This is a genomic window from Rhodopseudomonas sp. BR0G17 (assembly GCF_010907025.1).
Classification (GTDB): domain Bacteria; phylum Pseudomonadota; class Alphaproteobacteria; order Rhizobiales; family Xanthobacteraceae; genus Rhodopseudomonas; species Rhodopseudomonas palustris_H.
Genome location: NZ_QUML01000011.1, coordinates 1 through 15,544 on the forward strand (window position 1 = coordinate 1; position 15,544 = coordinate 15,544).

Annotated in this window: 17 protein-coding genes; 3 read left to right on the forward strand and 14 right to left on the reverse strand. The window is 64.9% G+C overall.

Annotation, left to right across the window (positions count from 1 at the left end):
* The 13 genes from DY467_RS10730 to urtA form a co-directional block, all read right to left on the reverse strand.
* Nucleotides 1-437: urease accessory protein UreF (locus DY467_RS10730; RefSeq protein ID WP_283811790.1), on the reverse strand; the 437-nt coding region annotated here is incomplete at its 3' end.
* Nucleotides 427-1,083 (reverse strand): urease accessory protein UreE, encoded by a 657-nt coding sequence (locus tag DY467_RS10735; RefSeq protein ID WP_164635927.1) that lies wholly within the window; start codon nt 1,081-1,083, stop codon nt 427-429. The genes DY467_RS10730 and DY467_RS10735, both read right to left, overlap by 11 nt.
* A gap of 8 nt (nt 1,084-1,091) precedes the next feature.
* Nucleotides 1,092-1,391: a putative quinol monooxygenase gene (locus DY467_RS10740; RefSeq protein WP_142883169.1), complete on the reverse strand. Its 300-nt coding sequence runs from the start codon at nt 1,389-1,391 to the stop codon at nt 1,092-1,094.
* Nucleotides 1,392-1,684: 293 nt separating this feature from the next.
* On the reverse strand, nt 1,685-3,397 hold the full coding sequence (gene ureC / locus DY467_RS10745) for an urease subunit alpha (RefSeq protein ID WP_164635929.1): 1,713 nt from the start codon (nt 3,395-3,397) through the stop codon (nt 1,685-1,687).
* On the reverse strand, nt 3,394-3,930 hold the full coding sequence (locus DY467_RS10750) for an HD domain-containing protein (protein ID WP_164635931.1): 537 nt from the start codon (nt 3,928-3,930) through the stop codon (nt 3,394-3,396). Before DY467_RS10750 ends, ureC begins: the two co-directional genes overlap by 4 nt.
* Nucleotides 3,930-4,235: an urease subunit beta gene (locus DY467_RS10755; protein ID WP_164635938.1), complete on the reverse strand. Its 306-nt coding sequence runs from the start codon at nt 4,233-4,235 to the stop codon at nt 3,930-3,932. Before DY467_RS10755 ends, DY467_RS10750 begins: the two co-directional genes overlap by 1 nt.
* A gap of 159 nt (nt 4,236-4,394) precedes the next feature.
* On the reverse strand, nt 4,395-4,697 hold the full coding sequence (locus DY467_RS10760; RefSeq protein WP_011159202.1) for an urease subunit gamma: 303 nt from the start codon (nt 4,695-4,697) through the stop codon (nt 4,395-4,397).
* A gap of 46 nt (nt 4,698-4,743) precedes the next feature.
* Nucleotides 4,744-5,583 (reverse strand): urease accessory protein UreD, encoded by an 840-nt coding sequence (locus DY467_RS10765; RefSeq protein WP_164635940.1) that lies wholly within the window; start codon nt 5,581-5,583, stop codon nt 4,744-4,746.
* Between the two features lie 253 nt (nt 5,584-5,836).
* A complete protein-coding gene (urtE, locus tag DY467_RS10770) occupies nt 5,837-6,532 on the reverse strand; it encodes an urea ABC transporter ATP-binding subunit UrtE (protein ID WP_164635941.1) in 696 nt (231 codons plus the stop codon).
* A gap of 219 nt (nt 6,533-6,751) precedes the next feature.
* Nucleotides 6,752-7,516, reverse strand: coding sequence for an urea ABC transporter ATP-binding protein UrtD (gene urtD / locus DY467_RS10775; protein ID WP_107356443.1), 765 nt, complete (start codon nt 7,514-7,516; stop codon nt 6,752-6,754).
* Between the two features lie 4 nt (nt 7,517-7,520).
* Entirely contained in the window at nt 7,521-8,687 is a 1,167-nt protein-coding gene (gene urtC / locus DY467_RS10780; protein WP_164635943.1) for an urea ABC transporter permease subunit UrtC, read from the reverse strand.
* Nucleotides 8,688-9,051: 364 nt separating this feature from the next.
* Nucleotides 9,052-10,665, reverse strand: a complete 1,614-nt coding sequence (gene urtB / locus DY467_RS10785; RefSeq protein WP_164635945.1) for an urea ABC transporter permease subunit UrtB — start codon at nt 10,663-10,665, stop codon at nt 9,052-9,054.
* A 109-nt stretch (nt 10,666-10,774) separates the two neighbouring features.
* Nucleotides 10,775-12,097, reverse strand: coding sequence for an urea ABC transporter substrate-binding protein (gene urtA / locus DY467_RS10790; RefSeq protein WP_164635946.1), 1,323 nt, complete (start codon nt 12,095-12,097; stop codon nt 10,775-10,777).
* A 490-nt stretch (nt 12,098-12,587) separates the two neighbouring features.
* Here urtA and DY467_RS10795 point away from each other — a divergent pair, with 490 nt between their 5' ends.
* The 3 genes from DY467_RS10795 (at nt 12,588) to DY467_RS10805 (ending at nt 14,805) form a co-directional block, all read left to right on the forward strand.
* Nucleotides 12,588-14,009, forward strand: a complete 1,422-nt coding sequence (locus tag DY467_RS10795; protein WP_205502278.1) for a DEAD/DEAH box helicase — start codon at nt 12,588-12,590, stop codon at nt 14,007-14,009.
* Nucleotides 14,010-14,033: 24 nt separating this feature from the next.
* Complete coding sequence (gene infA / locus DY467_RS10800) at nt 14,034-14,312, forward strand: translation initiation factor IF-1 (protein WP_011159210.1); 279 nt, start codon at nt 14,034-14,036, stop codon at nt 14,310-14,312.
* A gap of 280 nt (nt 14,313-14,592) precedes the next feature.
* Nucleotides 14,593-14,805 (forward strand): cold-shock protein, encoded by a 213-nt coding sequence (locus tag DY467_RS10805; protein ID WP_011440687.1) that lies wholly within the window; start codon nt 14,593-14,595, stop codon nt 14,803-14,805.
* Nucleotides 14,806-14,914: 109 nt separating this feature from the next.
* Here the strand turns inward: DY467_RS10805 and DY467_RS10810 are convergent, their stop codons facing one another.
* Nucleotides 14,915-15,541 carry a TadE/TadG family type IV pilus assembly protein gene (locus tag DY467_RS10810; RefSeq protein ID WP_164635948.1) on the reverse strand — a complete coding sequence of 209 codons (627 nt, stop codon included), beginning with the start codon at nt 15,539-15,541 and terminating at the stop codon, nt 14,915-14,917.
* Nucleotides 15,542-15,544: the final 3 nt, after the last annotated feature.

A 15,544-nucleotide genomic window follows, 5' to 3' on the forward strand; every position in this document is an offset into this window, starting at 1 on the left:
GGATAGGCGATCGCCTCGCCGCATGCCGCCACCGCACGGCCGAGGCCGTCGCTGTCCCAAGCCTTGCGGGCGATCTCGATGAAGGCGCGGCCCTGCGACAATGTCTCGAGCTGGCGTTCTGCCGAGGCGACGAACGCCGCGGCGAGTTCGGCGACGGCGGACAGGCCGGCGTCATCGCCGCGCTCGGTGGCGCGGTAAGCGTGGCTGAGCAGCACCGCGTCACAGAATCCGGCGCCATGCTGCAGCATCGCGTCGAGCCAATCGCGCAGCGTCGCAGCGTCTGTGACGTCGCCCGCCTCCACCGCCCATTCGATGCCGCTGGAATACGAGAACGCGCCGACCGGGAACGCCGGCGACAGCCAGGTCATCAGCCGGAACAGCGCGGCGCTCTGCTCCGCCGGCAGCGGCTGCGCCGACGCCTCCGGCTCAGTGCTCATGCTTGTGCGAATGGCCGCAGTGCTCGTCATGGACATGATGGTCGTGGCCATGATGATCATGCCCGCAGCAGCCGCCATCAGCGTGATCGTGGTCATGATGCGCGTGACCATGATGGCCATGATCGTGATGGCCGTGACCATGGTGGTGATCGTGGTGAGCGTGATCATGCTGGCCATGATCGTGGTGCGCGTGCGCCGCCTCGCCGCTGTCGTGCGGCGGTGCGTAGGCGCCGCCTTCTGGATCGAACGGCGCTTCGATCTCCACCACCTTGCCGCCGAGGCCGCGGACCATGTCGGCGATGACGTGGTCGCGGCGGATGCGCAGCGCTTTCGCCATCAGTTGCGTCGGCAGATGGCGGTTGCCGAGATGCCAGGCGAGCCGCACCAGGTGCTGCGGATCATGGCCGCGGATCTCGAGCAGCGGCTCCGGCGCCGCAACCACTTCCACCAGCCGCCCGTCTTCCAGCACCAGCGCGTCGCCGCCGCGCAGCGCTACCGCCTGCTCCAGATCGAGCAGGAACGACAGTCCCCGCGTCCCGGTCATCGCCATGCGGCGGCGATGCCGGTCGTCGAAATCGAGCACGACGGTGTCGGCCGGGGTGTCGGTCCAGCGATGCTGGCCGCGGACGGCGGTGGCGCGGATCATGGTGTCTCCTATCTGGTCACGACGTTCGCCGGCGTGATGATCTCGATTTTGGGCGGCGCGGCGAAGCAGGTGACGGCGACGCGACCGAACGTCTTCATGTGCTCGGCCTTGCGATGCGGCTCCAGCGCTTCGGCGTTCTCCCACTGCTCGACGAACACCATCTTGGAAGGTTCGGTGACGCTCTCGTGCAGGTCGTAGGCGATGTTGCCGGGCTCCTTGCGCGTCTCGGCGATGCAGGCTTTGGCAGCGGCGATCAGTTCGGCACGCATTTCGGGCTTCACGGTCAAAGTGGCGACGACATAGATCACGAATATTCCTCCCGGCGGTTTGTGTCTGCAAGGCCGGACATGCGCCGGCGCGCGGGACATTAGGCGGATGCGTCGGGGATGCAAAGGGGATGGCACAACGCTTGAGGCGCCAGTGAGCGCGCACCTCGCCACCCACACCACCGTCATCGCCCGGCTTGACCGGGCGACCCAGTATTCCAGGGCGTTCGCCGCGGAATCCAGCGCCAAAGGCGAGCGCTCTGGGATACTGGGTCCCCCGCTTTCGCGGGGGATGACGATTGTTGGTGTGGCGGCTGCTGTGCTTCGCCCCGCCCTCAGAACATGAAGTAGCGCTGCGCCAGCGGCAGCACGTCGGCCGGGGCACAGGTCAGGAGCTCGCCGTCGGCGCGGACTTCGTAGGTCTCGGGATCGACTTCGAGCTTCGGCGTGGCATCGTTGTGGATCATGCTCTTCTTGGAGATGCCGCCGCGGACGTTGCTGATCGGGACCAGCTTCTTGGCGATGCCGAGGTCACGGGCGAGATTGCCGGCGGCGGCGGCCTGCGAGGTGAACACCACCGACGACGCCGTCAGCGCCTTGCCGAAGGCGCCGAACATCGGCTGATAGTGCACCGGCTGCGGCGTCGGGATCGAGGCGTTGGGATCGCCCATCGGCGCCGCGACGATGCTGCCGCCCTTGATGATGCAGTCCGGCTTGACGCCGAAGAACGCCGGCGACCACAGCACCAGGTCGGCCATCTTGCCGGTCTCGACCGAGCCGATCAGCTTCGACACACCATGGGCGATCGCCGGATTGATCGTGTACTTGGCAATGTAGCGCTTAACGCGAAAATTATCATTCCGCGAGGAGTCCTGCGGCAGCGCGCCGCGCTGCTTCTTCATCTTGTCCGCGGTCTGCCAGGTGCGGATGATCACTTCGCCGAGCCGGCCCATCGCCTGACTGTCCGACGACATCATCGACAGCGCGCCGAGGTCGTGCAGGATGTCTTCCGCCGCGATCGTCTCCTTGCGGATACGGCTCTCGGCGAAGGCGAGATCCTCGGCGATCGACGGATCGAGATGGTGGCACACCATCAGCATGTCGAGATGCTCGTCGATGGTGTTCTTGGTGAACGGCCGCGTCGGATTGGTCGACGACGGCAGCACGTTTTCGAGGCTCGCGACCTTGATGATGTCCGGCGCGTGGCCGCCGCCGGCGCCTTCGGTATGGAAGGCGTGAATGGTGCGGCCCTTGAATGCCTTCACGGTGTCTTCAACGAAGCCCGACTCGTTGAGCGTGTCGGTGTGGATCATCACCTGGATGTCGTAGGCGTCGGCGACGGTGAGGCAATTGTCGATCGCCGCCGGTGTCGTGCCCCAGTCCTCGTGCAGCTTGAGCGCGCACGCCCCGCCTTCGATCATCTCCTTCAGCGGGTCGGGCAGCGCGGCGTTGCCCTTGCCGGAGATGCCGAGATTGACCGGGAAGGCATCGAACGACTGAATCATCCGGCCGATATGCCACGGTCCCGGCGTGCAAGTGGTCGCAAACGTGCCGTGAGACGGGCCGGTGCCGCCGCCCAGCATCGTGGTGACGCCGCTCATCAGCGCATGTTCGATCTGCTGCGGGCAGATGAAATGGATGTGGCTGTCGAAGCCGCCGGCGGTGAGGATCTTGCCTTCGCCGGCGATCACGTCGGTGCCGGGGCCGATGATGATATCGACATTGGGCTGAATGTCCGGATTGCCGGCCTTGCCGATCGCGGTGATCAGGCCGGCCGTGATGGCAACGTCGGCTTTGACAATGCCCCAATGGTCGACGATCAGCGCGTTGGTGATCACCGTATCGGCAGCGCCGCCCTTATTGGTCACCTGCGACTGGCCCATCCCGTCGCGGATCACCTTGCCGCCGCCGAATTTCACCTCCTCGCCATAAGTGGTGAGATCCTTCTCGACCTCGATGATCAGATCGGTGTCGGCGAGCCGGACGCGGTCGCCGGTGGTCGGGCCGAACATGTCGGCATAGACGGAACGTGCAATCTTGGTGCTCACAACACGGCCCTCCCGCGCGCGGCGGTTTCGTCGAACAAACGTTCGAGGTGATCGTCGACGCCGCGGCAGCCGGCCGCGACCTTTTCGGCCCAATCGAGATAGTCGAGCAGCCGGTCGCGCTCCCAATCGTCCGGCGGCGCCAGGATCAGCGAGCGAAGATTGCTGATCTTGTCGGCGAGCTTGATCATCTTGGCGCGCGGCGCCAGATGCGGCGCGTGCTCTATCTGCAGCCGCTTGCGCTCGGCCTTCGGCAGCGTCTTGTCGTCGGTGCAGGCGACGACCAGCTCGGCGACGTCTTCGCTGAACAGCTCGGCGAGATCGTCGCGGGTGACGCCGGTGTCCTCGATGGTGTCGTGCAGCCAGCCTGCGGCCACCAGCGGCGCATCGGCGCCGTCCGTCGCGACCGTCAGCAGCAGCGCAACCTCGGCGAGGTGATTGACGTAAGGCTCCTTGTCGGCGCCCTTGCGCCGCGTCCCGGCATGTTTTCGCGCGGCGAAGTCGGCAGCGCGAGACACCAGCACGAGATCCGTCATTACAGCTTGCCCATCACGTCGCCGCGGAAGCCGTAGATGGAGCGGCTGCCGGCGAGCGCGACCAGCTGGACGTCGCGGCTCTGGCCGGGCTCGAAGCGCACGGCGGTGCCGGCCGCGATGTCCAGCCGCATGCCGCGGGCCTTGTCGCGGTCGAATTGCAGCGCCGGGTTGGTTTCGAAGAAGTGATAGTGCGAGCCGACCTGGATCGGCCGGTCGCCGGTGTTGGCCACCGTCAGCGTCACCGTGGCGCGCCCGGCGTTGAGCTCGATCTCGCCGTCTTCGATGAACAGTTCACCGGGGATCATCGACTTTCTCCTACAAGCTCATGGTTCGAGACGCCCGACTACGCTCTTCGAGCGCCGCCGGGCTCCTCACCATGAGGGCTTCGACTCGCACGGCCCTCATCCTGAGGAGCGCCCGCAGGGCGCGTCTCGAAGGATGGGCGACAGGGAAACACACCGCCACTACCGGATCGGCTGGTGCACGGTGACGAGCTTGGTGCCGTCGGGGAATGTGGCTTCGACCTGGATGTCGTGAATCATTTCAGCAATGCCGTCCATGCACTGGTCGCGGGTGATCACCTGGGCGCCGGCGTGCATCAGTTCGGCGACGCTGCGGCCGTCGCGCGCACCCTCGACGATGAAATCGGTGATCAGCGCCACGGCCTCGGGATGGTTGAGCTTGACGCCGCGCTCGAGCCGGCGGCGGGCGACCATCGCTGCCATCGAGACCAGCAGCTTGTCCTTTTCGCGGGGGGAGAGGTTCATGAAGGCACTCGATCGAATGAGCCTGAAATTCGGACGCGACGCGGGATCAACTCAGCCACAGCCGCGGCAGCGCGCGGCCGGCGGCGCGGCCGAGAACGGTCATCATGTCGGCGCGCAGCTTTGCGGCATTTTGGGCGCAGAACCGGGCCATTGCAAACCCATTCCACGCCGAAATCCCAAGCTCGGCGCCGAACGTATCGGCCGCCTCGCGCAGCCGCTCGACCAGCGCCGCATCGCCCGGCACAATCAATGCGGTGCCGATCGCGACGCCGGCTTTGGCCACTGCAGGGCGTGCCAAGAGGGCACCGATCTCGCCATCGAGCCGCACGGTTTCGGCGAACACTAGTTTGCCGCCCCGCCGCATCCGCCAGCGGTCGACGAAGCTGCCGTGCTGCATGGTCTCGCCCATCGCCGAGCGGCCGAAGATCACCATCTCGGACAGCAGCAGCGAAGCATCGCCCGCAAGCTCGATATCGATCCGGCGCTCGGCGCGGGCCCGATCGAACAGGATGGTCTCCTGCGGCAGCCACGCCAGATGGCCGCCACTCGCGACCTTGAGGGTGATATCGAGCTGCGCGGCAGGACCATGCGAGCGATACACCTTCTCGGCCGCCGCCGTGGTCAGCGTCAGCCGCGCATCGGCCTGAACGTCGAGGCTGATGCTGAAGCGATCCCCACCGGCGACGCCGCCGGCGGTGTTCACCAGCACAGCCGACAGCCCCTGCTGCTCCGGCGATGGAAAGCGCACCCGGAGCGATCCGGCTTCGTGCACCGGTCCGCGCCGTGTGACGCCGCCATCCGCCCGCACCTCGACGGCCACTTCGCCGACCGCGCGATTGGCGGCGAAGGTCTGCGAGGTGATGAGGCTGGTATCGGTCGCGATCATGCCGAGTATCCGCGGCGCTGCCACGCCGGTCGCGCGCTCCCTCGTCCCGAGCACGGCGAGCTCCCTCGCCCCGCTGTTGCGGGGAGAGGGCTGGGGTGAGGGGCGACGCGGGTCGCAGGCTCTCGGCTCTGCGGAAGCGCCCCCTCACCCGATCGGCATCGCTGCGCGACGCAGATCGACCTCTCCGCGCGCGCGGGGAGAGGTGAAGAGAGGCGCGCGTGGTGATGCCGAAGCTGATGAGTCAAAAGTCGTCCTACAGCGCCATCTGCCGGCTGATCTCGGCGGGGTCGAGGGTGGCGCGGTCGCAGGTGTACTTCACCGCGCCGCGATCCATCACCGCGAAGCTGTCGCCGAGCTCGCAGGCGAAATCGAGATATTGTTCGACCAGCACAATGGCGATGTTGCCGAGATTGCGCAAATACGAAATCGCCCGGCCGATGTCCTTGATGATCGACGGTTGAATGCCCTCGGTCGGCTCGTCGAGCAGCAGCACCTTGGGCCGCATCACCAGCGCGCGGCCGATCGCGAGCTGCTGCTGCTGGCCGCCGGACAGGTCGCCGCCGCGCCGCTTCAGCATCGAATTGAGCACCGGAAACAGCGAGAACACATCGTCGGGGATCGACTTGTCGGCGCGCTTCAGCGGCGCGTAGCCAGTCTTGAGATTCTCTTCGACCGTGAGCAGCGGAAAGATCTCGCGGCCCTGCGGCACCAGCGAGATGCCGCGTCGCGCCCGCTCATACGGCTTCAGATGCGAGATGTCGGTGCCGTCGAAGGTGATCGCGCCGGACGAGATCGGCTGCTGTCCCACCAGCGCACGCAGCAGGCTGGTCTTGCCGACGCCGTTGCGGCCGAGCACGCAGGTGACCTTGCCGGGCTCCGCCGCGATCGACACACCCCGGAGCGCCTGCGCGGCGCCGTAGTACAGATTGATATTGTCGACGGTGAGCATGGGCTCGTCCTCAATATGTAACTTCAGCAAGAGCCGGCGTACTCGGCACGGCCGTCGTCCCGTCCACGGCCGTCATCCCCCGCGGATGCGTGGGATCCAGTACGCCGCAGCGCTGCGGTGAACACGCGGCTCCCTGGGATACTGGGTCGCCCGCCTGCGCGGGCGATGACGGTGCAGCGTGGGGAGACGGCGCGAGAAACAAGCCAGCAAGAATCATCCTCACCGCCCCAGATACACTTCCACGACCCGGTCGTTGGCCGAGACGTCGTCGATCGAGCCTTCGGCCAGCACGGTGCCTTCGTGCAGGCAGGTGACCTTGACGCCGAGTTCGCGCACGAAGGTCATGTCGTGCTCGACCACCATCACGGTCTTGTCGTGGCTGTTGATCTCGCGCAGCAGCTCCGCGGTCTGCTGGGTTTCGACGTCGGTCATGCCGGCGACCGGTTCGTCGACCAGCAGCACCTTGGGGTCCTGCGCCAGCAGCATGCCGATCTCCAGCCACTGCTTCTGGCCGTGCGACAGCGAGCCGGCCAGCCGGTCGCGCGCGTCGCGCAAGCGGATGATGTCGAGCACGCGCTCGATCCGCTCGCTCTCGTCCCTGCTCCGCCGCCAGAACAGCGTGCCGCGGACGCTGTGATCGACGTTGAGGGCCAGCAGAAGATTGTCCTCGATGGTCTGGCTTTCGAACACCGTCGGCTTCTGGAATTTGCGGCCGATGCCGAGCTTGGCGATCTCGGTCTCGTCGAGTTTGGTGAGGTCGACGGTGCCGTCGAACACCACCTCGCCTTTGTCCGGCTTGGTCTTGCCGGTGATGATATCCATCATCGTGGTCTTGCCGGCGCCGTTCGGGCCGATGATCGCCCGCATCTCGCCGGGTTCCAGCGTCAGCGACAGGTTGTTGATGGCGTGGAAGCCATCGAACGAGACGTGGACGCCGTCGAGATACAGCATCGCCGAGGTCGAGCGGGTTTCGAGCATGCTCATGACGTCACTCCGCCGGCTTCGGTTGGATCACGCCGTCTTCCCGCGCCGCGCTGTCCGCGGTGTCGGTCGGCGGCAGCTTGCGCGAGGCCAGCCACGCATTGACGGTGCCGACGATGCCTTTCGGCAGCAGCAGCGTCACCGCCACGAACAGGGCGCCGAGCATGAACAGCCAATACGGCGCCAGCGGCCCGGAGGTGAACACGGTCTTGGCGTAGTTGACGACGATCGCACCCAGCGCAGCACCCACCAGCGTGCCGCGGCCGCCGACCGCGACCCAGATCACCGCCTCGATCGAATTGCCGGGGGCGAATTCGCTCGGATTGATGATGCCGACCTGCGGCACGTACAGCGCGCCCGCGACGCCGGCCATACAGGCCGACAGCGTGAACACGAACAGCTTGTAGGACTCGACACGGTAGCCGAGGAAACGGGTGCGGCTTTCGGCATCGCGGATCGCGATCAGCACCTTGCCGAGCTTGGAGGTGACGACCGCCCGGCAGATGAAGAAGCCGATCGCCAGCGCCAGACAGCTCAGCATGAACAGCGCCGCGCGGGTGCCGTCGGCCTGGACGTTGAAGCCGAGAATGTCCTTGAAATCGGTCAGGCCGTTATTGCCGCCGAAACCGAAATCGTTGCGGAAGAACGCCAGCAGCAGCGCATAGGTCATCGCTTGCGTAATGATCGACAGATACACACCGGTGACGCGGGAGCGGAATGCCAGCCAGCCGAAGCCAAACGCGAGCAGGCCCGGCACCAGCAGCACCATCACGGCCGCAAACCAGAACATGTCGAAGCCGTACCAGTACCAGGGCAGCTCCTTCCAATTCAGGAACACCATGAAGTCCGGCAGGGTCGGATTGGCATAGACGCCGCGGGTGCCGATCTGACGCATCAGATACATGCCCATCGCGTAGCCGCCGAGCGCGAAGAACGCGCCGTGGCCGAGCGAGAGGATGCCGCAATAGCCCCAGATCAGGTCGATCGACAGCGCGAGCAGCGCATAGCAGACGTATTTGCCAAACAGCGAGATCAGATAGGTCGGCACGTGCAGCGCCGAAGACTCCGGCGTCAGCAGATTGAGCAGCGGCAGCAGGATTCCAATCGCGGCGAGCAGCACCAGAAAGATCGTCGCCCCGCGATCGAGCGAGCGGGTCAGGATGTGCGGGGTCATTGGCACAGCCCCCGCACCGCAACACCACGCACGTCCCTCACGCATACACTCAAAGCGATCGCATCGAGAGTTTCGAAAGCCATCGCACCGGAGCCTTCTTCACCCTCCCCTAGAGGGGGAGGGTCGGCGGGTAGCGCGCGAAGCGCGGTGCACGCCGGGGTGGGGTGAGCCGCGGGCACGGCGGATGAACTCTTCGCCACCCCACCCCGCTCGCTGCGCGAGCGACCCTCCCCCTCCAGGGGAGGGTGAACCGCAGCAGCGAGCACTGAGCCCGTGGCAAGTGTCCTCACCCCAGCCCTCTCCCGCAGGCGGGAGAGGGAGTCAGGCTGCGGCGCGGAGCGGAGGTGGTGCATTCCGATCATCCTCATGCCTCCACCGCACGGCCCTTGAGCGCGAACAGGCCGCGGGGGCGCTTTTGGATGAACAGGATGATCAGCACCAGGATGGCGATCTTGCCCAGCACGGCGCCGGCGACCGGCTCCAGGAACTTGTTGGCGATGCCGAGCGAGAACGCGCCGACCAGCGTGCCCCACAGGTTTCCGACGCCGCCGAACACCACCACCATGAAGCTGTCGATGATGTAGCTCTGGCCGAGGTTCGGCGAGACGTTGTCGATCTGCGACAGCGCCACGCCGGCAATGCCGGCGATGCCGGAGCCGAGCCCGAAGGTCAGCGCGTCGACCCGCGACGTGGCGATGCCCATCGACGCCGCCATCCGGCGGTTCTGCGTCACCGCCCGCATCTCGAGGCCGAGCGAGGTGTAGCGCAGCATCGCCAGCAGCAGGGCGAACACCGCCAGCGTGAAGCACAGAATCCACAGCCGGTTGTAGGTGATGGTCATCTCGCCGAGTTCGAATGCGCCGCTCATCCAGCTCGGATTGCCGACCTCGCGATTGGTCGGGCCGAACAGCGTGCGCACCGCCTGCTGCAGGATCAGCGACAGGCCCCAGGTGGCGAGCAGCGTTTCCAAAGGACGGCCGTAGAGGAAGCGGATCACGGTGCGCTCGATCAGAACGCCGATCGCGCCGGCGACCAGGAAGGCGAGCGGCACCGCGATCAGCAGCGAGTAGTCGAACAGCGCCGGATAGCGGGTGCGAATCGCTTCCTGCACCACGAAGGTGGTGTAGGCGCCGAGCATCACCATCTCGCCATGGGCCATGTTGATCACGCCCATCACGCCGAAGGTGATGGCGAGCCCGATCGCGGCGAGCAGCAGCACCGAGCCGAGCGACAGCCCGTACCAGGCATTTTGCACCATCGACCAGATCGCCAGATTGCGCTCGATCGATGCCTTGGCGCCGGCGATGCCGCTGGCGACAGCGGGGCTCTGGTTCGACGGCGCGCCGGTGAGCAGCGCCATCGCTTCCTGATCGCCGCGCGCCTTGATGGTGGCGATCGCGTCCAGCTTGTCGGCATCGGAGGCGCCCTGCTTGAACAGCAGGATCGAGGCCCGCGCCTCAGTGAAGGCGCGCTTGGCGGCGGCGTTCTTTTCCGCCTTCAGCGCCGCCTCGACGGTCGGCAGCATAGTCTCGTCGTGCGACTTGAACACCGACTGCGCCGCCTGGATCCGCTTGTCGAGATCCGGCGACAGCAGAGTCAGACCGGCCATCGCGCCGGCGACGACGCGGCGCAGCTTGTTGTTGAGCCGCACCGCGCTGGCCTTGGCCGGCAGCGCACCGACCGCCTCGCCGGTCGCCGCATTGGCGATCTTGCCGTCGTAGGTCTTGATGAAGGCCGCCTTGCTGTCCGGATCGGCGTAGAGCTTGCCGTCCTGCAGCGCGGTGATGATCACCGCAGCGCGCGGATTGCCGCTGGCGACCAGCTTGCCGATCGCGTCCTCGCTGTCGGAGAAGGAATCTTGGGCGAATTGCGCGATGGCGTCCTCATAGGGACCGGCCACTGCCGGCAAGCTCCCCAATGTGGCGAACGCGATCGCGACCGCGGCAAACAGAATGCGCGTCAGATGGATGAGAGGCACTGAAGTATCCCGGCAAGGATGAAGGTGCGTCGGAGGATGGAAAGGGCGGCGCGCACCGGCGTCGCCGCCCTTTCGCTTGTCGGACGTCAGCGGATGATCAGGAGAACCGTCAGGTGCCCTGGCCGCCGCACTTCTTGGTCACGGTGTTGTAGTTGCCGCACTTCAGCGTCACCCAGTCACCGATCAGGTCCTTCGAGCCTTCCAGCTCCTTCGACCAGGCGTCGCCCGGCACCAGGCCCGGAGTCTTCCACACCACGTCGAACTGGCCGTCGGCCTTGATCTCGCCGATGAACACCGGCTTGGTGATGTGGTGGTTCGGCAGCATTTCAGAGATGCCGCCGGTCAGGTTCGGAGCCTTGGTGCCCGGCAGCGCGTCGATCACCTTGTCCGGATCGACCGAGCCGGCCTTCTCGACCGCCTTCACCCACATGTTGAAGCCGATCACGTGCGCTTCCATCGGGTCGTTGGTCACGCGCTTCGGATTCTTGGTGTAGGCCTGCCAGTCCTTGATGAACTGCTCGTTCTCGGGGGTCTTGATCGACTGGAAGTAATTCCAGGCGGCGAGATGGCCGACCAGCGGCTTGGTGTCGATACCGGCGAGCTCTTCTTCGCCGACCGAGAACGCCACCACCGGAATGTCGGTGGCCTTGATGCCCTGGTTGCCGAGCTCCTTGTAGAACGGCACGTTGGCGTCGCCGTTGATGGTGGACACCACGGCGGTCTTCTTGCCGGCCGAGCCGAACTTCTTGATGTCGGCGACGATGGTCTGCCAGTCCGAGTGGCCGAACGGGGTGTAGTTGATCATGATGTCTTCGGACTTGACGCCCTTCGACTTCAGATAGGCTTCGAGGATCTTGTTGGTGGTGCGCGGATAGACGTAGTCGGTGCCCGCCAGCACCCAGCGCTCAACCTTTTCTTCCTTGGCGAGATAGTCGACCGCCGGGATCGCCTGCTGGTTCGGCGCGGCGCCGGTGTAGAACACGTTGCGCTCGCTCTCCTCGCCTTCGTACTGCACCGGATAGAACAGGATCGAATTCAGCTCCTTGAACACCGGCAGCACCGACTTGCGCGACACCGAGGTCCAGCAGCCGAACACCACCGAAACCTTGTCCTTGGTGATCAGCTCGCGGGCCTTCTCCGCAAACAGCGGCCAGTTCGACGCCGGATCTACTACCACCGCCTCGAGCTTCTTGCCGAGCACGCCACCCTTCTTGTTCTGCTCGTCGATCAGAAACAGCACCGTGTCTTTCAGCGTGGTCTCGCTGATCGCCATGGTGCCGGACAGCGAATGCAGCACGCCCACCTTGATGGTGTCGTCCGCCGCCTTGGCCGGCCCGAACGCCGACAGGCCCAGAGCCAGGCCGGCCGCCGCGGCCAGCCAGCTCCGGCGGCTGATCGGGCTCGCTCCGAGTCGCTTGGTTTCAATACGCATGAGGTGTCATCTCCCTGACGCAGACATGATGCGCGGCCCCAACGGCCGTCTGCGGCAAGGAAGATCGCAAGAAGTATGCCATGCCCTCGGATGCGCCTAAGGCGATGATCCTGCGGGACAATTCTTATTTGAGCAAAGTTCGGCGCGAGCCCTTCAGCCCAATGAATGGGCAGAAGCAATGACCGCACATTGGCCATTCAGCACAACAAATCATCAAATGTTCGCAAGCTGATTAATTATTGCACTTTCCTGCCGATCGCGAAGGAACAGCAATTCGACCTTGAAAGCAGTGCAGCGATGTTCCATATGACTGTGAGAGACCTAGAGAATCATCAGGTCGTTGCGAGCCGCGTGTTCTGATCCCGCGTTCTGTCCTGAACAGCGGTTTCTGGTTCGCCTTTCATCCGATAATAGCCGACGTTCCGGACACGCGAGCGTCTCAGAGTTTCCAAGCGCTCCCGACGGGCTCCGTCGGGCGTTTGCTTTCATGATGGAAAGAACCAACCTTTTGACCTCATTTCAGGAATTCGGCCTCGCCGATCCGATCGCTCGCGCTCTTCAGGAAGAAAACTACCACACCCCCACGCCGATCCAGGCGCAGACTATCCCCCTCGCCCTCGCCGGCCGCGACGTCGTCGGCATCGCCCAGACCGGCACCGGCAAGACCGCCTCATTCGCGCTGCCGATCCTGCACCGCCTGCTGCAGAACCGGATCAAGCCGGCCTCCAAGACCTGCCCCGTGCTGGTGCTGAGCCCGACCCGCGAGCTCTCCGGCCAGATCCTCGACAGCTTCAATGCCTATGGCCGCCACATCCATCTCAGCGCCGCGCTGGCGATCGGCGGCGTGCCGATGGGCCGCCAGGTTCGCAGCCTGATGGGCGGCGTCGACGTGCTGGTCGCCACTCCGGGCCGGTTGCTCGACCTCGTGCAAGGCAATGCGCTCAAGCTCGCGCATGTCGAATTCCTGGTGCTGGACGAAGCCGACCGCATGCTCGACATGGGGTTCATCAACGACATCCGGAAGATCGTCGCCAAGCTGCCGATCAAGCGGCAGACGCTGTTCTTCTCGGCCACCATGCCGAAGGATATCGCCGACCTCGCCGAGCAGATGCTGCGTGACCCCGCCCGCGTGGCGGTGACGCCGGTGTCCTCGACGGTGGAGCGGATCAACCAGCGGGTGATCCAGCTCGACCATTCCGCCAAGCCGGCCGCGCTCGCCCAGATCCTCAAGGACGACAAGGTCAATCAGGCGCTGGTCTTCACCCGCACCAAGCATGGTGCCGACAAGGTGGTGAAGGGCCTCGCGCGGGCAGGTATTACCGCCGACGCGATCCACGGTAACAAGTCGCAGAACTACCGCGAGCGCGTGCTGGCGGCATTCCGTACCGGCGAATTGCGCACCCTGGTAGCGACCGATATCGCCGCGCGCGGTATCGACGTCGACGGCGTGTCGCACGTGGTCAACTTCGACCTGCCGAATATCCCCGAGACTTACGTCCACCGCATCGGCCGCACCGCGCGCGCCGGAGCGGACGGCACTGCAATCTCGCTTTGCGCCGGCGAAGAGATGGCGTATCTGCGCGACATCGAAAAACTGATCAAGGTGTCGTTGCCGAAGGAAGATCGTCGCACCCCGGGCGCCCATGCCGCTCCCACCCCGCCGCCGCATCGCGGTCCCCGTCAAGCGCCTCACGGCCATTCTCCGCGCAGCGGCGATGCACCGACGCGGGGAAAGAATCGTCGGCGCCACGGTCCCGCAGCCGGGCCCGCCCGCCAGTCGGACGCCAGCCGCCACGAGGCGGCGCCGCGCTCCCAGCACGGTGGCAACGGTGAGGGTCTGCAGGGCGTCGCGTTTTTGCAGCGCAAAAACCGCCCCGCACCGACCGCTCATCAGCACCGCCCGCACCGCTAACGAACAGCCGATCTGGAGATACCGATGGCCAAAGAAGAGCTGATCCAGTTCGAAGGACTGGTGACCGAAATTCTCCCCGACGCGCGCTACCGCGTGCAGCTCGATACCGGACACGAAATCGTCGCCTATACCGCCGGCAAGATGAAGAAGAATCGCATCAAGACGCTGGCTGGCGACCGGGTCACGGTCGAGATGTCCCCGTACGATCTGGAAAAAGGTCGGCTGATCTTCCGTCATAAGGACGAGCGTCCGGGCGGCCCGCCGCGCAGCGGTCCGCCGCGCGGTCAGTTCCGCCGTCGCTAAGGCAGACTGCCTAACAACAAGGCGCTTTGCCGACCGGCAAAGCGCCCGACAGCCCCCTACTTCCGGAACCTCCGCGGCTCAAAAAATCGCGCATGCCAGGATTGTTTTGGGGACAGGCTTCGCATAATATCTGTTAATCGATTTTCGGCCGGACGACATTAGCTATCCACCGGTACAGCCGGTTCAGAACGCTGACGACCCTTCCAAAAATTCGATCTCACCAGCCCACCGAGACAAAGTGGGCATCGACCGTGTCTATATTGAGAAGGGACTACCACCCGTGAGCATGGGAACCGTGAAGTGGTTCAACGCGACCAAGGGCTACGGCTTCATCCAGCCGGATGATGGCGGCAACGACGTGTTCGTGCACATCAGCGCTGTCGAGCGTGCCGGTCTCGGCACCCTGCGCGAGGGCCAGAAGATCAGCTACGAAATCGTCGCCGATCGCCGCTCTGGCAAGTCGTCGGCCGACAATCTGCGCGCTGCAAGCTGAGCAGATTTAGGTTCTGAACCGAATGGGGCCGCGTTAACAGCGCGGCCTCTTTCATTTTGGGGACGCCTCTTTAGCAGATGTCGGCGTGTGAGCGCTAAAGAGGAAAGACTTAGTTCGTCGGACACACCGTTGTGCCGTACAAAACGCAGAGCGATTGTCGTGGCCGCGTGTAGGACTGGTCGGTCAGGCTAATACCAGCCTGGGGAATGAAGTACGCGACCGTCGGCTGATACTGATAGCTGACTTCGCTCAAGATCAGATAGGTATTGGCGACTTTGAGGCCGTCCGGAATCGTGATGGTGTCGCCCGTCTGCCGGGTCGAGTTCGTCACCGTCGCGGTAGCCGAGCTACCACTTTGCGTAACGGTCCCCGTCTTGCTCCACTGTACCGTGGCAACCTGGTTCTTGTTGACGAAGACCTCGGTGATGGTCGCTTTGACCGGCGTCGCCGAATACGGAGTCAACACGCCGTAGCTCGCGGCAAACACGTTCTTGAGGTCATTGTCAGTAACGCTGGTCGACTGCGACACCAGATCCGACAACGTCCGCGCCACCAGCGTCACCTTGCGGTCGATGGCGATACCGGACGTGACTTCAACGGTTGCGAGAAACATCACCAGCATCACCGGAACGATGATTGCGAACTCGATCGCGGCCACGCCGCGGCGATCGCGTTGCAGCCGTCGCAGCAACACGAGCGATCGAATAAGAACAAGGCGTTGGAAACTGGACCGCATCGC